This is a genomic window from Streptosporangium carneum, assembly GCF_027922005.1.
Taxonomy (GTDB): Bacteria; Actinomycetota; Actinomycetes; order Streptosporangiales; family Streptosporangiaceae; genus Streptosporangium; species Streptosporangium carneum.
This window is the reverse complement of sequence record NZ_BSEV01000002.1, coordinates 610,151-629,785: the sequence shown is the minus strand read 5'-3', so window position 1 is coordinate 629,785 and position 19,635 is coordinate 610,151. Positions and strand designations below refer to the sequence as shown.

Sequence of the window (19,635 nt, the reverse complement as noted above, 5' to 3'; positions counted from 1 at the left end):
ACGATGCCAGACACGTCGACGCCGCCGGACACGCCGAACATGCCGGACACATCGGACGCATCGGGCAGGCCAGGCGCGCCAGGCACGTCGGGCACGCCAGGCACGTCGGGCACGCAGGGCAGGCGGGTACGGCCGAGCCGCGCAGGAACGATCGGCTGGCCCCGCGACGTCGCCGAGCGATACGTCGCTCGCGGCCACTGGAAGGGGCGCGCCCTGGGCGACCTCCTGCTCGCCAGGGCCGACCTCGTCCCCGACGCCGTGGCGCTGGTCGACGGCGAGCTGCGGCTGACCTACAGGGAACTGGTCGAACGCGTGGACGGCGCCGCGCTGCGGCTGCGCGATCTGGGACTGCGCGCCGACGACCGCGTCGTGGTGCAGCTTCCCAACCGCTGGGAGTTCGTCGTCCTCGTTCTGGCCTGCCTGCGCCTCGGCGTGATCCCGGTGATGGCGCTGCCCGCCCACCGCAGGGTGGAGATGTCCTACCTGGTCGAGCACGCCGAGGCCAGGGCGATCGCGGTGCCCGGCGTGCTCAGGGGCTTCGACCACCAGGCCATGGCCAGGGAGATCGCCGACCGCGACGGCGGGGTCGACGTCATCCTGGTGGCGGGGAACGGCGTCGACGGCGCGGACGGCCGCTCGGCGGGCGCGGGCGCGGCGGGCGGCTCCCCGAAGGGGGACACCGCGGGGAACGGCGATCCGACTTCCGACGGCGCGGGCGCGCCTCCCGGCGCTGCGGATCTCCTGCCCGGCAGCACGGACCTGACCGCGCTCTGCGCGAGCCCGGCGTCCGATCCGGCGGCGGCGCGCGCCGAGCTGGACCGTGTCGCGCCGGACAGCCGCGCCGTGGCGGTCTTCCTGCTGTCGGGCGGCACGACCGGCCTGCCCAAGCTGATCGCCCGCACCCATGACGACTACGCCTACAACGCCCTGCGCAGCGGCGAGATCAGCGGCCTCGGACCGGACACCGTCTACCTCGGGACCCTCCCGCTCGGCCACAACTTCCCGCTGGCCTGCCCCGGGATCCTCGGCACGCTGCTGGTCGGCGGGACGGTGGTCGTGCTCGGCTCGCCCGACCCCGCCAAGGCGTTCGCCGTGATCGAACGCGAACGGGTGACCGTGACCGCGCTGGTTCCGGCCGTCGCGCAGCGCTGGCTGGACCACCGCGGGACCGACCCGGGCGCGGACCTGAGCTCGTTGCGGGTGCTCCAGGTGGGCGGCGCCCGGCTGGCCGACCACGTCGCCCGCCAGGTCAGGCCGGTGCTGGGATGCGCGTTGCAGCAGGTCTTCGGAATGGCCGAGGGACTGCTCAACTACACCCGCCTGGACGATCCGGACGAGGTGATCTGCGAGACGCAGGGCAGGCCGATGTGCCCGGACGACGAGATCCTCGTGGTGGACGAGGCGGGCCTGCCGGTGCCGAGAGGCGAGGCGGGCGTCCTGCTCACCCGCGGCCCGTACACGCCGCGCGGTTACTACCGGGCCGAGGAGCAGAACGCCCGGGCGTTCACCGACAGCGGCTGGTACCGAACCGGCGACATCGTACGGCTCCGCCCCGACGGCAACCTGGTCGTGGAAGGCCGCGACAAGGACATGATCAACCGTGGCGGGGAGAAGATCTCCGCCGAGGAGGTCGAGAACTTCGCGTACCAGACCGAGGGCGTCAGGCAGGCGGCGGCGGTGGCGATGCCGGACCCGGACCTCGGCGAGCGGATCTGCCTGTACGTCGTGCCGCTCCCCGGCGCGACCGTGAGTCTCGACGACGTGCGAGCGGTTATGGAGCGCGCCGGGACCGCCCGCTTCAAGCTGCCCGAGCGGCTCGTCACGGTCGGCTCGCTGCTCAGCACCAAGATCGGAAAGATTGACAAGAAGGCCCTCCGCGCCGACATCGCCGCCCGGCTGGCCGCCGAGCGTGAGTCGGCCGGAGCGGCGACCGACGGAGAGGCGAGGTGAGCGCTTCAGACCGGGGCGAGCGGCTGGTGCGGCTCGGAGGGGAGGATCGCCTGGATCTCGTCGCCGGGGCGGACCTGCCCGCCGGTGAGGACGACGGCCATGATTCCCGCTCTGCGGACGAGGTTGCCGTCCTCGTCGCGCCCCAGGACCGCCTTCAGCAGCCCCTGCTCGAACCCGTTGATCTGCTCGCAGGGGTTGCGCAGGCCGGTCACCTCCACGACGGCGTCCGCGCCGAGGCGGAGGCGAGTGCCCCGGGGAAGGGCGAGCAGGTCGAGGCCGCGGGTGGTGACGTTCTCGCCGAGGGAACCGGCTTCGACGGTGAAGCCCGAGGTACGGAGCTCGTCGTGGAGCTCGGCGTGGATGAGGTGGACCTGGCGGAGGTTGGGCTGGGTCGGGTCCCTGGCGACGCGTGAGCGGTGCTTGACGGTGACGCCGAGATGGGCGTCGCCCTCGACGCCGAGTCCCGCGAGGAGGCGGATGCCGGGGGCGTTCGGTTTGCTGAAGCCGTGGACGGCGCTGAGACTGACGGCTTCGACCGTGCCGCGCATGCCGGTTCCCCTTCCGAAAGGGTGACGATCTTCCCCTGGCTTCCCGGAGTCTTCCCCCGGCTTTCCCGGAGCGCCGGTGATCGTGCCCGGGGGCGGCCGTTCCGGTGTGGGCGACGCTGCCGGGCCGTCCCTCCCCGAGCCTACTTGACCATGTTCTGTGGCGTTCTGTGGCGTTCTGCGGCTTCGGCGGGTCCACGACGGCGAAACCGGTTCCGTTCCGCCGGAGAACGGGCCGGCCTGGCGACGCACGCGGGCTGGACGGACCGGTCGTCGGGTCGGTGAACCGGTGGGCCAGTGGGCCAGTGGGCCGGTGGGCCGGTGGGCCGGTGGGCCGGTGGGCCGGTGGGCCGGATGAGACGGGTGAGGCGGGTTCTCCGGCCGGGTGGGGAGATGTGGATACGCTTTCCTGGTGGACATCGACGCTTTTGTCAGCGCGCATCGCCCGGCCTGGGACCGCCTTGAGGAGCTGGTCCGGCGTCGTAGGTCGCTGGACGGAGCCGAGATCGACGAGCTCGTCGACCTCTACCAGCGGGTCGCGACGCACCTGTCCATCGTGCGCTCGGGGCAGGCGGACCCGATCCTGGTCGGACGCCTCTCCGCGCTGGTCGCCAGGGCTCGCTCCGCGGTGACCGGAGCGCACACCCCCGCATGGCGGGAGTTCGTCCGCTTCTTCACGGTGTCCTTCCCCGTGGTCGCCTACCGCGCCCGCTGGTGGTGGCTCGGCACGACCGCCGCGTTCCTGCTGGTCTCCGCCGTCGTGGCCGTCTGGGTGGCGCGCGATCCCGCGGTCCAGGCCGTGATCGGCACGCCCGAGGAGATCACGCAGCTCGTCGAGCACGACTTCGCCGACTACTACTCCGAGCATCCCGCGGCCTCGTTCGCGGGGCAGGTCTGGGTCAACAACGCCTGGGTATCGATGCAGGTCATCATCATGGCCATTCTGCTCGGCCTGCCGATCCCCTACATCCTGTGGCAGAACGCGGCCAACGTGGCCGTCTCCGCAGGGCTGATGGCCTCGCGCGGCAAGCTGGACATCTTCTTCGGCCTGATCACCCCGCACGGCCTGCTGGAGCTGACCGCGGTCTTCCTCGCCGCCGCCGTGGGCATGCGTCTGGGCTGGACCGTCGTCAGCCCCGGTCCCCGCAAGCGCGGTGAGGCCCTGGCGGAGCAGGGCAGAGCGGTCATGAGCGTGGCACTCGGCCTGGTCGTGGTGCTGTTCGTCTCCGGACTCATCGAGGGGCTGGTCACCCCATCCGGGCTGCCCACCTGGGCTCGTGTCGGCATCGGGGTGGTCGCCGAGGCGGTGTTCCTGGCCTACGTGATCTTCTTCGGCCGCCGCGCCCTGGCCGCCAGGGAGACCGGCGACCTGGAGCGGGCCCCGGACCTCGCGCCGAGCGCCGGGTGACCTCCGTGGGCCCTGGACCCCGCGCCGGGTGACCTCTGTGAGCCCTGGACCTCACGCCGGGTGACCTCCGTGGGCGCCGGGATCGCGCCGCCCGAGCGCGACCGCGGCGTTCACCGTGCCCTGCCGTGCCTGCCTGGCGTTCCCAGCCCCCCCTGGCGTTCCCACTGTGCGTGAGCGGGGGAGACCGCGTGGTTCCCGGCGCGGCCGTCGGCCCTGAGGCGGACGGCTGCGCCGGGCGCGCCGGAAGGGACGGCGGTCAGAGGCGGCCCGCGGCCTTCAGGGCCAGGTAGGCGTCGGCCAGGGCGGGGGCGATCTGCTCGGGGGCGGCGTCCACGACCTCCACGCCGTGGCGACGCAGCCTGGCGGTGATCCTGCGCCGCTCCGCGCTCTGGCGCTCGGCCGCCGCCGCGTTGTAGACCAGCTCCGAGGTGCCGCGTCCCGCCTCCATCGCCGCCACCTGGGGGTCCGAGACCGCGGCCAGGAGCACCAGGTGCCGGGAGGACAGCTGGGGGAGCACCGGCAGCAGGCCCTCCTCCAGCGACGCCGAGTTCAGGTCGGTCAGCACGACGACGAGACAGCGCCGTTTCGCCCTGGCCAGCACGGCCGCGACCATGCCCGCCGAGTCGGCCTCGATGAGCTCGGCCTCGATCGGGGCCATGGTGTTGACCAGCGTCGACAGCAGGTCGGTACGGCTGGCGCCGGAGACCCACGCCCGTACCGACCGGTCGTGGGCCAGGAAGTCGACCCGGTCGCCCGCGCGGGCGGCGAGCGCGGCCAGCAGCAGGGCCGCGTCCATCGACCAGTCGAGCCGGGGCCAGCCGGGGGCGATCGCCGTCGCGCCGTACACGTCACGCTTCCTGGCGGTCTCGCCCGCCAGCGGGACCGGAGCGGTGCCGACGCGTCCCGCCGAGGTGCGCCCGGTGTCCAGGACGATCAGCACCCGGCGGTCGCGCTCGGGCCGCCAGGTGCGGACCACGACGTCGTTGCGGCGGGCGGTGGCCCGCCAGTCGATCGATCGGACGTCGTCGCCGACCACGTACTCGCGCAGGGAGTCGAACTCGGTGCCCTGCCCTCTGATCATCGACGGGTGCCTGCCCTCCAGCTCCCTGAGCCTGGACAGCTTGGCGGGCAGGTGTTTGCGGCTGAGGAACGGCGGCAGCACCCGGACCGACCACGGCACCCGGTGGGAGCCCTGGCGGGCCGCGACGCCCAGCGGGCCCAGCGTCCGCACGGTGACCGTGACCGCCTCACGGTCGCCCCTGCGGGTGGGGGTGAGCGTCGTGACGAGACGGCGGCGTTCGCCGGGGGGCACGTCCAGCGTCAGGTGCCTCGGAGCGGCTCCCGCCGAGGGGGACCAGGCGTCCCTGAGCACTCCTCTGGCCCGGCGGGATCCGGGGTTCTCCACGATCAGCTCGACCGTGGCGGTCTCGCCGAGCCGTACCAGCCGGTCGCCCGCGCGGCTGAAGCGCAGCGGGCGCACGCCCGCGGCCAGCAGCAGGTCCACCGCGATCAGCGCGGTGAGCAGCAGCGCCGTCCCGGCCATCGCCAGGCCGGGCCTGGGCGCGAACAGCACGACGAACACGCCCAGCAGGGCCAGCAGCGCGGCCCGTCCTGTCAGAGCCATGTCGGCACCGTCCCAACGCCGCCCTGACGCCGTCTCCGTACGGGCTCCCGGCGGCGGTCCGCACGCCGCCGTCCCCGCGTCGTCCTCCGTGTCATCGTCAGCGGGGGACGGGGACGGAGGCGAGGATGGCGTCGATCAGGCCGTCCGCGGTCGCGCCCTCGAGCTCGGCCTCCGGGCGGAGCTGGATCCGGTGCCGCAGCGAGGGTCTGGCCAGGGCCTTGACGTCGTCGGGGGTCACGTAGGAGCGGCCTGACAGCCATGCCCAGGCGCGGGCTCCGGCCAGCAGCGCGGTCGCGCCACGTGGGGAGACGCCGAGCTGGAGCGAGGGAGACTGGCGGGTGGCTCTGGCGATGTCCACGATGTAGCCGAGCACCTCGGAGCCCACGTGCACCTGGCTGACCGCCGCGCGTCCCGCGTCCAGGTCCTCGACGGTGGCGACGGCCTTGACGTGGGACAGGTCGCGCGGGTCGAACCCCAGCGCGTGCCGTTCCAGCACCGCGATCTCCTGGTCGCGCGCGGGCAGCGGCACGGTCAGCTTGAGCAGGAAGCGGTCGAGCTGCGCCTCGGGAAGCTGGTAGGTGCCCTCGTACTCGACCGGGTTCTGGGTCGCGGCGACGATGAAGGGATCGGGCAGGCCGCGGGCCTTGCCCTCCACGCTGACCTGCCGTTCCTCCATCGCCTCCAGCAGCGCCGCCTGCGTCTTCGGCGGTGTGCGGTTGATCTCGTCGGCGAGCAGCAGGTTGGTGAAGACCGGCCCCTGCCTGAACTCGAACTCCGACGTCTTGGCGTCATAGACCAGGGAGCCGGTGACGTCGCCCGGCATCAGGTCCGGGGTGAACTGCACCCGCTTGAAATCCAGCGACAGCGCGGCGGCCAGCGTCTTGACCAGGAGCGTCTTGGCGACGCCGGGCACGCCTTCGAGGAGCACGTGGCCCCGGCAGAGCAGGGCGATCACCAGGCCGGTCACCACCGAGTCCTGGCCGACGACGGCCTTGGCGACCTCGGCGCGCAGCGCCCCCAGCGCCTCCCGCGCGCCGTTCGCGCCCGACGGCGCCACGACGTGAGGGACGCCGCCCTGAGCGCTCGCCGAAGGCGCCGCTCCACTCTGGGCGCTCGCGAAGGACGGGCCGCCCTGACCGCTCGGCGAAGGCGCTCCGCCCTGACCGCCCGTGAGGGGTGCTCCGCCCTGACCGCCGGTGAATCCACCCTGGCCGCCGTGTTCCGGGGGCGTGCCCGCGGGACTCCCGCCGGTCTCCGGACCCGGGCGCCCGACGGTCGGCTCGCTACGCTCGCTCACGACTCTCTGACCTGCCTTTCCAACATGTCAAGGTATGCGGCCAGGGCTATCAGCCCAGCCTCGTCGGCCGGTGGCGGGCCGTACAGCGCGGAGCCCACGTGGGCGCCCGCCTGCCCGGTCCGCTCGGCGATCGCGCCGATCTTGGCGTCGGGCCCGGCCGCCGAGGGCAGGCCCAGCCTGGGGGTGATCCGGTCGATGAAACCGGCGCGGAGGGCGGCGGCGGCCCGGTCCCTGGCCCGCCTGGCCCGGTAGAGCCTGGCCCGGCCCTCCACGGTCTCGGCCGCCCTGACCACGACGGGCAGCCGTTCGGTCACCACGGGACCGAGCCTGCGGCCCTGCCAGAGCGCCAGCAGCACGACCACGAGGGCCAGCTGCGCCACGGCCCATTTGACCCCGGAGGGAACGAGGTCGTAGAAGCTTCTCGCCTCCGTGTCCTGGGGGAGGACGTCGGGGGCCACCAGCCAGATCACCGTGGACCTGGCTCCGGCCAGGTTCATCGCCAGCGCGGCGTCGCCGTCCTCGGCGAGCCTCAGGTTGCTCATGAACTGGCCGTCGCCGACGACCGTGATGGTCCTGCCCTCGTTCACGTAGCTGACCAGGGTCGGTCCCTCACCCGAGGGGTAGCAGACGACCGCGCCCGAGGGGGCGCCGAAGACCATGCCGCCCATGTGGGCGCTGCCCGCCCTGGTCGCGGCGGGCAGCGCGCACCGGGGTTCGCGCGAGCGGGCCCGAGTCGTCCCCTTGGACGTCACGCCTGGGGCGAGCACGTCCAGGTGCGGCTGCGCGCCGACCACGAGCCGGTCGGCGGGCATGGCGGCGAGGCTGCCCGCCTCCTCGTCGTCGAGGAAGGACGTGTCGCTCAGCAGCAGCATGCTGTCGCCGGAGTCGGCGGCCAGCGCCTCCGCGGCCGACGTGACCCGCGTGACCCGCACGCCGTGGGCCCGCAGCAGCTGCGCCAGAGCCCTGCCGCCCGACAGCGAGGTGTCCGCGGGGTCGAGCGGTCTGCCCCCGCCCGAGCCTCCGGTGAGCAGCACGCCGCCGACGGCCACGAGGACCACGACGAGCGCGACGAGGAGGGCGCCCCTGCCGCCGCGCCACAGGCTCCTCGCGGTCGGCGACGTCGAGGTCGGCCCGGTCCGGGCCTCGGCCGCGGGCGCCAGACCCGCTCCCCTGACGGTTCCGAGGCTCATGACGGGGCCGTCCCCGAGGTCTGGGCGAGGCGCACGGCGCGACCGCGCCGCGGACGCGAACGAGGTGTCACCGGGGAGCCGTCCTCACAACGGTCCGCGGGCTTCGCGTGGCAGGTCGCGGGCTTCACGAGGCCGCCCGCGAGGCGAGGGCGGGGCGGGCGGTGCGCAGGCGTTCGTCCAGGTCGCGCAGGATCCCGTACGAGGCGGCGGTGCCCGGCGCCTCGCCGTAGGTCACGTCGTCGAACACCCTGGCCGCCGTGGCCAGGTCCGCCGCGAAGCCGGGCAGCGCGCGCCCGGCCTCCGCGGCGAGCTCCCCCGCGGTACGGCCGGGCGTCGAGTCGACGATGACGCGGTCCTCCAGGTCCCTGGCGACGGCCCTGAGCCGTTCGCGGATGGCCTCGGCCCACTGTTCCCGCGCGGCGAGCCGCTCGGCGGCGTCGCGGTGCTCGGCCGCGGTGCGGCGGCCGTCCCCGAAGACGCCCTCCCGTCGGGCGGCGCCGCTCCGGGTGGTCCTGCGCGCGACCATGGTCAGCGCGACGGCGGCGGCGACGACGATCGCGACGAGGACGATCCGCGCGGCCACGCTGCCGACGACGCCTACGGACTCCTGGTCGAGCAGGTCGCCGACGAACTGGTTCACGCCCCGCATGACGCGGTCGATCAGGGTCTCCCCGGCGTACTCCGGCTTGAGCAGCTCCTGGGCCGCCTCACTGCTCGCCGTGCCGCGGTCGATGTCGATCGGGACCGTGAGGAGCGGGGCCGCCTGGGCCGTCAGTGACCGGACCACGGAGCTCCCTGCCCCGGCTGGCCCGGCTGCCCTGAGCCGCCCGGGGTGGCGGAGGGGGTCCACAGGTCGTCGGCGGACGCGTGCACCCACCCCTGGCGCTGCTGCTCGATCGCCGCGGTCTGCAGCACCAGGTCGAAGGCCTCCGCGCGCATCCTGCGGTCGGCGTAGAGCAGACCGGAGACCCCCGCCTGGAACGGGAAGGTGATCATCGACCCGATGGTGCCGCCGATCGCGATCAGGACCGCGGCGATGATCTGCGCGCGCGTGCCTCCCTGGCCGAAGATGCCCGCGAAGGCCCCCGCGAAGGTGAAGGGGAGGGAGATCACCATGGCCACCAGGCTCGCGATGATCCCGGTGAGCAGCAGGATGCCGAACGCCCGCCAGAAGCTGCCGCGCGTCAGCTGCCACGACCTGCTCAGGGAGGCGAGGACGCCGGTGCGCTCCAGCACCGCGGCGGGCGCGGCGAGCACCAGGCGCGTGGTGAGGAACGCGGCGTAGGCGATGACGGCCAGTGTCGCCAGCAGGGCCAGCACGCCGACCGTCGCGCCGTCGCTCGACGCCAGCGCCACCAGGTAGATCAGCCCGAACACGATGCCGATCGGGATCACCACGATCAGCGCCTCGAGGGCCACCACCCCGAACAGCGTGGGCACCCGGCCCCTGGTCAGCCGCCAGGCCTCGCCCGCCGTTATCTTGCCGCCGAAGACGGCGCGGCCGAGGATCCGGGTCAGCACGCCGCTGAGCAGGGTCACCACGACGAACTGCACGGCGTAGGAGGTGAAGGGGCCCGCGTACTGGCCGACGTAGTCGGTCTGGGCGGAGCCGGCGATCGGGTCCTCCCCGCTCTCCAGGCTCTGGCCGAGCCTGCCCAGCACCAACGCCTGGCCGATCGCCACCGGGATGGCGCTCAGCGCGGCGGCGATCGCCGACAGGCCCAGGACGGCCTTGGGGTTCGAGCGGATCAGTTTGATCGAGCCGTCGATGATGTCGCCGAGTCCGAGCGGGCGCAGCGGGATGATCCCGGGCCGCAGCGCGGTGGGCGGCGGGCGGTGGCCGTAGGGCGGCTGGCCGTACTGGGGCCCGTACTGGGGCCCGTACTGCGGCCCGTGCTGGGGCTGGCCGCCGTACTGGGGCTGGCCGTGGGGGGCGTGCGGGGGCCCCTGGTACGGCGGCGCGCCCTGCGAGCCGTACGGCGGAGGAGGCTGGGACGGTGACGGCGCGTCGGGGCCGGGGCCGGGCGCGGCCCACGGCGACCCCTGGACGTCGCCGTACGGCGGCGGTTGGTTGGACGCCCAGCCGGGTGGCGTGTCGGGAGTGGAGCCGTGACCGTCTGACATATCCCAATCCTGACATGTGGACACACCGGTTGCGCTGATCGGGAGATCACGTCGAGGTTTCGTCGCGGCGAGACCGACGGAGATGCCCGAGGGATGGCCGAGACGCCGTCGTTTACCTCAGACTGGGAACGCGACCACCTCCGCTTGGCGTCCGCAGTCGCCGGGGCCGGATGTGGACGCGCGGGGGTGCTACTACTCGCTTTACGTCGTGTGCGCCTAAAATTCGGCATTCGGATGTCCGGTGGTCGGGCTGTGTCATCCGGTGGCTCGACGAGGGTAATCTTCGACAGCCGTGCCGTTTACCCCAAAAACTCCCAAACTGCGTAAAACGAATGAGGGGCCATGAAAGGACGCGTGCTGGTCGTCGACGACGACGCCGCTCTCGCCGAGATGCTCGGCATCGTGCTACGCGGGGAGGGCTTCGAGCCTTCCTTCGTCTCCGATGGGGACAAGGCACTTGACGCGTTCCGTGACACCCGCCCGGACCTGGTGCTGCTCGACCTGATGCTGCCCGGCGCCGACGGCATCGACGTGTGCCGCCGCATCCGCGCCGAGTCCGGCGTGCCGATCGTCATGCTGACGGCCAAGAGCGACACCATCGACGTGGTGCTCGGCCTCGAGTCCGGAGCCGACGACTACATCGTCAAGCCCTTCAAGCCCAAGGAGCTCGTGGCCCGCGTCCGCGCGCGGCTGCGCCGCACGGACGAGCCGACCCCGGAGATCCTGCAGATCGGCGACATCACCATCGACGTGGCGGGCCACTCGGTCAAGCGGGAGGAGGAGACCATCAACCTCACCCCGCTGGAGTTCGACCTGCTGGTCGCCCTCGCCCGCAAGCCGCGCCAGGTCTTCACCCGGGAGGTGCTGCTCGAGCAGGTCTGGGGGTACCGCCACGCGGCCGACACCCGCCTGGTCAACGTGCACGTCCAGCGTCTCCGCGCCAAGATCGAAAAGGATCCCGAACACCCCGAGATCGTGGTGACCGTTCGCGGAGTCGGCTACAAGGCCGGCCCGGCCTGAGCCTGCGGGCCCCCGGGACCTCGACATGCCTACACCGAAGAAGCGCCGTCGTACCCTCTCGCAGGTGATGCGGGGGATCCGGCGGCGGGCCCGGCGCGCCGTCGGCGGCGTGCGCAGGGTCTGGCGGCGTTCCCTGCAGCTGCGCGTGGTCACCAGCACGATGGTCATCTCCATCGTCGTGGTCGCCGTGCTCGGCGTCTTCCTCATGCAGTCGATCAGTACGACCATCCTCGGGGCCAGGGACCGCGCGGCCAGGAGTGAGGCGCAGGCCGACCGCAAGGCGGTGCTCGTCTCCCTGAACCAGCATGACGGCGACGCCTCCAAGCAGTCCGCCGACCCGGGGCAGGGAGCCGGGCGGGGCGAGGACAACCCGCTCGCGGCGCTCGCTTCGCTCGCGGGACGGGCGGGGCCCGCGGTCAGATACTCGGTGGTCATCCGTAACGAGAACCTGCCCGGGGAGTTCTACGCCACCACGAACATCGACGAGACGAGCATCCCGCAGAAGCTGCGCGAGGACGTGCTGAGGAAGCCGGCGGACGAGGACAGCACCCAGTACTGGAACCTGCGTTACAAGGACAGGCCGCAGACGGTGCCGGGACTGGTGATCGGCACCCGCCTCGACACGTACGGGACCGGGCTGGACGACGGATACGAGATCTACCACCTGATCCCGCTCGAGGAGGAGGAGAAGAACCTCACCTCGGTCAGGCAGATGCTCATCCTCGTCGGCGCCGCGCTCGTGCTGCTGCTGGCGGCCATCTCCTCGCTGGTCACCCGTCAGGTCGTCACCCCGGTGCGGCTGGCCCGCCAGGCCGCGGAGCGGCTCGCCTCGGGGCACCTGGACGAGCGGCTGAAGGTCAGGGGGGAGGACGACCTGGCCCGCCTGGCCGCCTCGTTCAACGAGATGGCCACGACCCTGGCCCTGAAGATCCACCAGCTGGAGGAGCTCTCCCACGTGCAGAGGCAGTTCGTCTCCGACGTCTCACACGAGCTTCGCACCCCGCTGACCACCGTGCGGATGGCCGCCGACCTGCTCTACGACGCCCGCGAGGACTTCGACCCCATGGCGGCGCGCTCGGCCGAGCTGATGCAGAACCAGCTCAACCGGTTCGAGTCGATGCTCGCCGACCTGCTGGAGATCAGCCGCTACGACGCGGGCGCGGCGGAGCTGGACGTCGAGCCGGTCGACGTCAGGGACGTCGTGCTGCGCGCGGTCGCCGACTCGGAGGCGCTGGCCGAGCGCCACTCGACCCGCTTCGACCTGCGCCTTCCCGGCGAGCCGTGCATGGCGGAGATGGACAGCCGCAGGGTCGAGCGCATCCTGCGGAACCTGCTGTTCAACGCGATCGAGCACGGCGAGGGCCGCGACATCGTCGTCTCCGTCGGCGCGGACCGCGACGCGGTCGCGGTGGCCGTGCGGGACCACGGCGTCGGCCTGAAACCGGGGGAGGAGAACATGGTCTTCGACCGGTTCTGGCGGGCCGACCCCTCCCGCGCGCGGACGATCGGCGGCACGGGACTTGGGCTGGCGATCTCCCGAGAGGACGCGATGCTGCACGGCGGTTGGCTCCAGGCGTGGGGCGCGCACGGGGAGGGCTCGCAGTTCAGGCTCTCGCTGCCCAGGGCCGCGGGGGCGCCGCTGCGGGGCTCGCCGCTGCCGCTCGTCCCGCCGGAGGTGGAGATGCGCCGCACGTGGCGGGGACACATGACGCCCGTGCTGTCACCGGCGGCGGCCGACGGAGGACGCGATGCGGACTAGGGCGGGAAGGCGCGCGAGCGCCGCGGCCCTGATGGTCGCGCTGGCCTGCGGGTCGGCGGCGTGCTCCGTCATACCCATCGGCGGCAGGTCCATCGTCGGAGAGAACACGAGCAAGGGCAACCCGCTCGGCGACCCGTACGCCCGGGTGATCGCCGTGCCGCCCAACCCCGACTGGTCGGCCCAGCAGGTCGTCAGCGGGTTCAGGGCCGCCATGGCGAGCGTCGACGACCCCAGGCGCGAGGTGGCGCGCCAGTACCTCACCGACGCCTTCGCCAGGACGTGGGACCCGCGGAGCGGGGTGACGGTCTACCGGCAGACCGAGCTCCCCGCCCTGCAGGCGGGGGAGAAGGACACCCGGGTGACGCTGAAGGGCACCGTCACGGCGCTCATCGACAAGGACGGCCGCTACCGGCCCAGCGGCGGCCCGCTGAACGAGCCCTTCGTCCTCGTCAAGCAGCCGAACGGCTGGCGGATCGACAGCGCGCCGCCCGGCCTGCTGCTGTCCGAGGCCGACGCGGAACGCGCCTACCTCAAGGCCGACCTGTACTTCCTCGACGCGGAACGCAAGGGCCTGGTGGCCGACCAGGTCAGGGTGCCGATCGACCCCACCTCCAACTTCGCGAAGACGACGGTCGGGCGGCTGCTCCAGGGGCCGAGCAGCTCGCTCAAGGGCGCGGTGAGCTCCGCCTTCGACGGCACCGAGCTCATCGACGTCACCACCGAGGACAACCGCGTCGTCGTCGACCTGACCAGGCGGGTCGCCCCCGAGCTCGTCGAGCCGATGTCGGCCCAGCTCGCCGCGACGCTCGCCGGGCTCACCAAGGGCGGCTGGGACTTCGAGGTCAGGGTGGGGGGCGAGCCGTACTACACCGACAGCCCGCTCACGGTCGACGCCCAGGAGCAGGCGGCGTTCGACCCCTGGATCGCCCCCGGGGAGATCCCTCCGTACTACGTGGCGGACGACGCGCTGTGGCTGCTGGGCAAGGAGAACACCGGCCAGCCCGTGCTCGGCGCGGCGGGCAAGAAGGACGCCGTCAGGACCCACCCGGCGATCAGCGCCCACGCGCAGGTGGCGGCGCTGTCGAAGAACGGCAAGGGCGTCTCCGTCGCGTCGCTCACCACGGGCGGCGACTGGCAGCAGTGGGTCACCGGGGAGTCCCTCGCGCCGCCGTGCTGGGACCGCTACCAGACGCTGTGGACGGTCGACCGGCTCAACGACCACACCTCGAAGGTCATGCGGCTCCGCAACGGGCAGCGCCACCCGGTCTCCGCCCCCGACCTGGACACGGTCTACGTCAGCTCGCTCAAGGTCGCACGGGACGGGGTGCACGTCGCGGTCGTCGTCAGGGACGGGCTCGGCGAGCAGGTCAAGATCGGCACGGTGATCGGCCAGGGGAACGAGACCCGCATCGCCAACCTCCAGGTGGTCGTGCCCACGGAGGACAAGCAGACGATCAGGGACATCGCCTGGAAGGACGGCAAGACCCTCTACGTCCTGACCGGCAAGTCCGACCTGCTCGAGGCCTCGCTCACCGACGAGGCCAAGTCGCTGGCCTCCGACTCCCGCATCCAGAACATCACCGCCCTGAACGGCTCGCTGCTGGCGGGGGCCACGGACGACGAGGGCAAGCAGCAGATCCTTCACTGGACCTCCGCCAAGTGGGAGCCCTTCGTCAAGAACGAGAACGGGTCCACGGACTTCGCCGACGACGGCCCCTCCATGCCGGCCTACCCGCTGGGCTGAGCCCCGGCCGGACCCCGGCGGGGGCGCCGGCCGGGTCGCCGGGTTGCCCGCCGGGTTGTCCGCAGGGCTGTTTGTCGGTGGCTGCTGGCACCGTGGACCTGTGCCGACAGCTCTGCTCGACCTGGTCCTGCCGTCCCGCTGCGCCGGATGCGACGCGCCGGGCGCCCTCGTCTGCTCCCGGTGCGCGGCGGAGCTCCACGGGGAGCCCGAGCGCAGGATGCCCGATCCGTCCCCGCCGGACCTGCCCGAGTGCTGGTCGGCGACCGCCTACGCGAGCGTCGCGCGCCGGGCGATCGTCGCCTACAAGGAGCGGGGCCGTACGGCCCTGGCCCATCCGCTGGCCGGGGCGCTGGCGCTCACCGTCGCGGCCGCCGCGGGGAGCACGGCGGTCACCCTCGTCCCCGTGCCGAGCGCGCGCCCGGCGCGCAGGCACCGCGGGCACGACCCGGTGAACCGCCTCGCGGAGCTGGCGGCCGCCTATCTCCGGGCCGCCGGATGGCCCGCGACGGTGGACAGGATGCTCCTCCACCGCCGCCGTGTCGCCGATCAGGCGGGGCTGAGCTCGCTCCAGAGAGGCGAGAATCTCGCCGGGGCATTCAGGGTTGCGGCCGACCGGAACGGCGCTGTGCCGGGATCCTGGGACGACCCAGGGGTGGTTGTGCTGGTCGACGACATCGTCACCACGGGGGCGACGCTGGCCGAGGCCGCCAGGGCGCTCAGGGCGGCGGGCGTGACGGTCCCGCTCGCCGCCACGATCGCCGCGACACGCCGAAGGGACAGGATTCTCCACGGTCACCCAGGGTGAGGGGGCGGTGCGGAGAACCGTCACCGCGGGGTCACACCTCCCTGTCCTGATTGAGGTTTTACGGCTGCTCGACGGATATGAGAAGCGTTCATATATAGGGATATCGTCCCGCCGTAGAGGCGCTCCCCGTCTCCTGACACATCTTGTGAGGATCACGCAAAGTGATCCTTCGACCCGTCTCCAGGCTGACATTCGGCCGGGATGCGGATAGCGTCTGAGCCATGGCACCCGCTCGGGTCCGTGGTTGCGCCGGACCGACCCCCGCAGGGGGGCCGGCCTGGCTAGCCGATGCCAGCCGCAGGCTAAACGGTCCACGTAAGACGACTTTTCGTCGATCGATCACGGTGCGGCTTAGAGGTAAGTCCTGCCTTCCCAAGGAGCCAGATGTTCCTTGCCAGAAGAGAAGGGCATGTAGTGGCAAAGAGCTGCGAAACCCTCAGCAGGCGGATGTGGGGACGAAGACCAGGTCGGCCGAGCGGGTGCCGCTGTACCACCGTCGAGGTTCGAAGGGGGGCTGTGCATGGAAATCATCGTCAAGGGTCGGCACACCGGAGTGAGTGACCGATTCCGAGACCACGTGACTACCAAGCTGGCCAGGATCGAGCGTCTGGACCACAAACTCATCAGCGTCGATGTGGAGGTGACCAGGGAGACCAACGGGCGCATCAACGGACCGCGTGAGCGGGTCGAGCTCACCATCCACTCGCGAGGTCCCGCCGTGCGTGCGGAGGCCGCCGCGGACGACCGTTTCGCCGCACTCGACATAGCGCTAGGGAAGCTCGAGGGAAGACTCCGGCGCCTCGCCGACCGGCGCAAGATCCACCACGGCAACCACTGTCCCCCTTCCGTCGCAGAGCTCACCGCCACCGCGACCGCGCTCGCCGACACGTTCGAGGCCGACGCCATGCAGGTCCGCCTCGAACCCGTCCACGAGACCGCGGCAGGGGCCGCCGACGTAGATCACTCCGAGGACAAGAGCATCGTCCCCATCAAGATGGACGGTGACGGCCCGCTGGTGGTCCGTGAGAAGTATCACGAGGCCGACCCGATGACCATCGACCAGGCACTCCTGGAGATGGAACTGGTCGGGCACGACTTCTACCTGTTCCGCGACAAGGAGAGCGGCCAGCCCAGCGTCGTGTATCTCCGGCAGGGCTACAACTACGGTGTGTTGCGGCTCGTCGAATCCTGACGAGCCCGCTCGAAGATCCTCTCCGACCAACCCTCGGACCCGAAACCCATGAAATCATGGCGGTCCAACGGCTCTGGCCCCCCGAGGAGGAGGCGTGACTGAATCCGACGAGGCGACCCGCCCTGCCAGGCGAGGCGACCCGATCCGCGTGCTGATCGTCGACGACCACGCGCTGATCCGTCGAAGCCTGGAGATGGCGTTGGCCGCGGAGGCGGACATCGAGGTGGTCGGTGAGGCGAGCGACGGCCAGGAGGCGGTCGAGCTCGCCGACCGCCTCACGCCGGACGTCATGCTCATGGACGTCCGGATGCCACGCAGGAGTGGCATCGAGGCCGCTCGTGAGATCAAGGCCTCGGTGCCGAGCACACGGATCATCATGCTCACGGTGAGCGACGAGGAGGAGGACCTCTTCGAGGCGATCAAGGCGGGCGCCACCGGCTATCTGCTGAAGAACGTGCAGCTGGACGAGGTTCCCGAGGCAGTGCGCGGTGTCCACGAAGGGCAGTCGCTGATCAACCCGGCGATGGCCGCCAAGTTGATCACCGAGTTCGCCAACATGAGCCGCAAGGAGGCCGAGCGACCTCCCCAGCTCCCCGTCCCCCGCTTGACGGACAGAGAGATGGAGGTGCTCCGCCTGGTCGCGAAGGGCATGAACAACCGTGAGATCGCCAAACAGTTGTTCATCTCGGAGAACACCGTGAAGAACCACGTCCGCAACATCCTGGACAAGCTGCAGCTCCACTCCAGGATGGAAGCGGTGGTCTACGCGGTCCGCGAGCGGATGCTCGAGATCACCTGACAGGCCAGGGTGGGTGACCGGCACCCCGGCTCACCCACCCGGACCTCTCACCTCAGGACACGTGTCTCGCGTGTCCTGAGGCATGAGTCCCGCCTGTCAGCTCAGGCGCGAGTCCCGCGTGTCCGACGAGCTTCACGCGTCCACGACGAGCTTCGCGCGCCGGGAGCGGCGTCCAACGCGCTCGTACACCCGGGCAGGTTCGCACCGCCGGGCTCAGGGGCCTCAGCGGGCCAGCGCGTCGCGCAGGGGCCCGGCCAGGTGAGGCTCCAGGCGCTCGACGCGGACGTCGTCGCAGCCCACCCAGCTCGCGGCCTCCCAGAGCGCGTCGGCCACCCCCTGCGCCGCCTTGTGCAGGCTGACGCCCGCCTCCACGCCGACCTGGCGGGCGACCAGGGTGGATCCCTCGCGTGCGGGGTCGATCCGCCCCACCAGGTGCCCTCCCGCGAGAACCGGCATGGTGAAGTAGCCGTGGACACGCTGGGCCTTGGGCACGTAGGCCTCCAGGCGGTGGTTGAAGCCGAACACGCGGGCGGTGCGGGCGCGGTCCCAGACGAGGGAGTCGAAGGGCGACAGCGGCGTCGTGCGGTGCCGTCCCCTGGGCTCGGACTCGAGGGCGGCGGGGTCGGCCCAGGCGTTCGCCGCGCGCTCGGGCCAGCCGGAGACGTGGACGGGCACGAGACCGCAGGAGCCGTCGAGCAGCGACCTGTCCATGAGAGCGGCCTCCGGCGCCCTCAGGCGCAGGAAGTCGATCAGGTCGGCGCGCGTGGCGACGCCGAGGGCGCGGCCCGCGATCCCGGCCAGCCGGGTGACGCACTCGGCGTCCGAGAGGTCCTCGGCCAGCAGGTGGGCCGGGACCGCCCGCTCCGTCAGCTCGTAGACGCGGCGCCAGCCGGTACGGCGGGTGCACACGACGTCGCCGACGTTCAGCAGCCACTCGATGGCGACCTTCGCGTCGGACCGGTCCCACCAGGCGCCGCCCTTCTTGCTGCCCCCGATGTCCGCGCTGGTCACGGGCCCCGTCTCGCGGACCTGCGCGAGCACCTTGTCCATGGTGGCGGGGATGTCGGCGCCGCGGTGCTTCCAGGCGCGCAGACGCCTCCTGCGGAAGGCGTAGAGGGGCCAGTCGTCGATCGGCAGGATGCAGGCGGCGTGACACCAGTATTCGAAGGCGCGGGCCGGATCGTCCCAGTAGGCACGCTCCACCTCACGCCTGTCGACGGCGCCGAGGCGGGCGTAGGCGACGAGCTCGTGGGAGCGGGCCAGGACGGAGATCGTGTCGAGCTGGACCGCCCCGAGGCGACGCAGGGCGGCCGCGGCGCCGCCCCTGCGGCCGTCGGAGCCGAGGAAGCCCTGGGCGCGCAGGATGATCCGGCGGGCCTCGTCGGGGGAGAGCGTGAGCGTCATGACCGGACCAGGGGAAGGGCGGCCGGGAAAGTCGGGGACAGGGAACACGTCAGCATGCCGCAGAGGCTAGCGCTCCACACCGACAAAAACACTATGCCGGTGTCAGGGCGCCATGGGGCCGCCCGACGCCCCGTGCGTCCCGCCAGGTCCCCGGGCCCCGGACCTGCCTGTCCGCTCCCGGTCCTGTCAGGTCCCGTCGGGGTCGTCGGGGTCGAACGGCGAACGCGGATGGTCGAGGACGACGTCCCGGAAGACCCGGAAGACGAGCAGGAGGATCCCGCCCATGACGCAGACGGCCGCCCCCATGCAGAACAGGAACCAGTCGGGACCGGCGCACAGGCCCACGCCCCCGATGGCGAACCCCAGCACGACCACGGTCACGGCCAGCCACGACGAGGCGCTGCCGTGGCCGCCGTGGTTCTCGTGGTCCTGGTGGTTCCCGGGGCCTTCGAGGTCTTCGAGGTCTCCGAGGTCTTCGCGTCCCTCGCGACCCCTGTGCTCCTCGTGGACCCGCCGGTCCCCGCGAATTCGCCGGTCCCCGAAGTCGTGTCCGTCGTCGTCGGAAGAGGCGAGACCACGGTCCGCCGGCGAGCCGGAGGCCGCCAGGACGTCGCTGTCCGTCCGAGACCCGTCATCCGCCACGGCGGCTCTCCTCCCAGGTCGCGACGCGCCGGAGGCTTACTCGTCGTCATACGCGCCTGCAAAGCGACATACCCTTTAAGGTGAGCATTAGTCTCTATGAAAAGGGCGCTGGGAACTCCGCAGACACGAAGA

The 19,635-nt window shown here is 72.0% G+C and carries 16 protein-coding genes; 8 read left to right on the top strand and 8 right to left on the bottom strand.

From position 1 onward, the window contains the following. Positions 1-3: 3 nt before the first annotated feature. Positions 4-1,950 carry a (2,3-dihydroxybenzoyl)adenylate synthase gene (locus PKF00_RS08655; RefSeq protein ID WP_271216856.1) on the top strand — a complete coding sequence of 649 codons (1,947 nt, stop codon included), beginning with the start codon at positions 4-6 and terminating at the stop codon, positions 1,948-1,950. Positions 1,951-1,955: 5 nt separating this feature from the next. Here the strand turns inward: PKF00_RS08655 and PKF00_RS08650 are convergent, their stop codons facing one another. Next, positions 1,956-2,498: an MOSC domain-containing protein gene (locus PKF00_RS08650; RefSeq protein ID WP_271216855.1), complete on the bottom strand. Its 543-nt coding sequence runs from the start codon at positions 2,496-2,498 to the stop codon at positions 1,956-1,958. A 409-nt stretch (positions 2,499-2,907) separates the two neighbouring features. Here PKF00_RS08650 and PKF00_RS08645 point away from each other — a divergent pair, with 409 nt between their 5' ends. Then, positions 2,908-3,903 (top strand): stage II sporulation protein M, encoded by a 996-nt coding sequence (locus tag PKF00_RS08645; protein ID WP_271216854.1) that lies wholly within the window; start codon positions 2,908-2,910, stop codon positions 3,901-3,903. 256 nt (positions 3,904-4,159) lie between these two features. Here the strand turns inward: PKF00_RS08645 and PKF00_RS08640 are convergent, their stop codons facing one another. The 5 genes from PKF00_RS08640 to PKF00_RS08620 form a co-directional block, all read right to left on the bottom strand. Beyond that, a complete protein-coding gene (locus PKF00_RS08640) occupies positions 4,160-5,527 on the bottom strand; it encodes a DUF58 domain-containing protein (RefSeq protein ID WP_271216853.1) in 1,368 nt (455 codons plus the stop codon). A 97-nt stretch (positions 5,528-5,624) separates the two neighbouring features. Then, positions 5,625-6,584 carry an AAA family ATPase gene (locus PKF00_RS08635; protein WP_271217038.1) on the bottom strand — a complete coding sequence of 320 codons (960 nt, stop codon included), beginning with the start codon at positions 6,582-6,584 and terminating at the stop codon, positions 5,625-5,627. A gap of 236 nt (positions 6,585-6,820) precedes the next feature. Beyond that, positions 6,821-8,014, bottom strand: coding sequence for a DUF4350 domain-containing protein (locus tag PKF00_RS08630; protein WP_271216852.1), 1,194 nt, complete (start codon positions 8,012-8,014; stop codon positions 6,821-6,823). Between the two features lie 124 nt (positions 8,015-8,138). Beyond that, positions 8,139-8,801: a DUF4129 domain-containing protein gene (locus tag PKF00_RS08625; RefSeq protein ID WP_271216851.1), complete on the bottom strand. Its 663-nt coding sequence runs from the start codon at positions 8,799-8,801 to the stop codon at positions 8,139-8,141. Continuing rightward, positions 8,786-10,138 carry a glycerophosphoryl diester phosphodiesterase membrane domain-containing protein gene (locus PKF00_RS08620; RefSeq protein WP_271216850.1) on the bottom strand — a complete coding sequence of 451 codons (1,353 nt, stop codon included), beginning with the start codon at positions 10,136-10,138 and terminating at the stop codon, positions 8,786-8,788. The genes PKF00_RS08625 and PKF00_RS08620 overlap by 16 nt, the downstream gene beginning before the upstream one ends. Before the next feature lie 342 nt (positions 10,139-10,480). On the opposite strand from PKF00_RS08620, the gene mtrA reads away from it, so the two are divergent. The 6 genes from mtrA to PKF00_RS08590 all read left to right on the top strand — a co-directional run bounded on the left by mtrA (position 10,481) and on the right by PKF00_RS08590 (position 17,457). Next, complete coding sequence (mtrA, locus tag PKF00_RS08615; protein ID WP_030907316.1) at positions 10,481-11,158, top strand: MtrAB system response regulator MtrA; 678 nt, start codon at positions 10,481-10,483, stop codon at positions 11,156-11,158. Positions 11,159-11,225: 67 nt separating this feature from the next. Continuing rightward, positions 11,226-12,917: an MtrAB system histidine kinase MtrB gene (mtrB, locus tag PKF00_RS08610; RefSeq protein ID WP_271217037.1), complete on the top strand. Its 1,692-nt coding sequence runs from the start codon at positions 11,226-11,228 to the stop codon at positions 12,915-12,917. Continuing rightward, complete coding sequence (locus PKF00_RS08605; RefSeq protein ID WP_271216849.1) at positions 12,907-14,661, top strand: LpqB family beta-propeller domain-containing protein; 1,755 nt, start codon at positions 12,907-12,909, stop codon at positions 14,659-14,661. Before mtrB ends, PKF00_RS08605 begins: the two co-directional genes overlap by 11 nt. 100 nt (positions 14,662-14,761) lie before the next feature. Beyond that, on the top strand, positions 14,762-15,466 hold the full coding sequence (locus PKF00_RS08600) for a ComF family protein (protein ID WP_271216848.1): 705 nt from the start codon (positions 14,762-14,764) through the stop codon (positions 15,464-15,466). 520 nt (positions 15,467-15,986) lie between these two features. Then, complete coding sequence (gene hpf / locus PKF00_RS08595; protein WP_271216847.1) at positions 15,987-16,658, top strand: ribosome hibernation-promoting factor, HPF/YfiA family; 672 nt, start codon at positions 15,987-15,989, stop codon at positions 16,656-16,658. A 94-nt stretch (positions 16,659-16,752) separates the two neighbouring features. After that, complete coding sequence (locus PKF00_RS08590) at positions 16,753-17,457, top strand: response regulator (protein ID WP_271216846.1); 705 nt, start codon at positions 16,753-16,755, stop codon at positions 17,455-17,457. 222 nt (positions 17,458-17,679) lie between these two features. Here PKF00_RS08590 and PKF00_RS08585 read toward each other — a convergent pair whose 3' ends face one another. After that, positions 17,680-18,861: a winged helix-turn-helix domain-containing protein gene (locus tag PKF00_RS08585; protein ID WP_271216845.1), complete on the bottom strand. Its 1,182-nt coding sequence runs from the start codon at positions 18,859-18,861 to the stop codon at positions 17,680-17,682. Between the two features lie 186 nt (positions 18,862-19,047). Further along, entirely contained in the window at positions 19,048-19,503 is a 456-nt protein-coding gene (locus PKF00_RS08580; protein WP_271216844.1) for an HGxxPAAW family protein, read from the bottom strand. Positions 19,504-19,635: the final 132 nt, after the last annotated feature.

What these genes read in the sequence shown, in the direction of transcription:
- PKF00_RS08655 (WP_271216856.1), top strand. Translation starts at nt 4, where the DNA reads ATGCCAGACACGTCGACGCCGCCGGACACGCCGAACATGCCGGACACA.
- PKF00_RS08650 (WP_271216855.1), bottom strand. Translation starts at nt 2,498, where the DNA reads ATGCGCGGCACGGTCGAAGCCGTCAGTCTCAGCGCCGTCCACGGCTTC.
- PKF00_RS08640 (WP_271216853.1), bottom strand. Translation starts at nt 5,527, where the DNA reads ATGGCTCTGACAGGACGGGCCGCGCTGCTGGCCCTGCTGGGCGTGTTC.
- PKF00_RS08630 (WP_271216852.1), bottom strand. Translation starts at nt 8,014, where the DNA reads ATGAGCCTCGGAACCGTCAGGGGAGCGGGTCTGGCGCCCGCGGCCGAG.
- PKF00_RS08620 (WP_271216850.1), bottom strand. Translation starts at nt 10,138, where the DNA reads ATGTCAGACGGTCACGGCTCCACTCCCGACACGCCACCCGGCTGGGCG.
- mtrA (WP_030907316.1), top strand. Translation starts at nt 10,481, where the DNA reads ATGAAAGGACGCGTGCTGGTCGTCGACGACGACGCCGCTCTCGCCGAG.
- mtrB (WP_271217037.1), top strand. Translation starts at nt 11,226, where the DNA reads ATGCGGGGGATCCGGCGGCGGGCCCGGCGCGCCGTCGGCGGCGTGCGC.
- PKF00_RS08605 (WP_271216849.1), top strand. Translation starts at nt 12,907, where the DNA reads ATGCGGACTAGGGCGGGAAGGCGCGCGAGCGCCGCGGCCCTGATGGTC.
- hpf (WP_271216847.1), top strand. Translation starts at nt 15,987, where the DNA reads ATGGAAATCATCGTCAAGGGTCGGCACACCGGAGTGAGTGACCGATTC.
- PKF00_RS08585 (WP_271216845.1), bottom strand. Translation starts at nt 18,861, where the DNA reads ATGACGCTCACGCTCTCCCCCGACGAGGCCCGCCGGATCATCCTGCGC.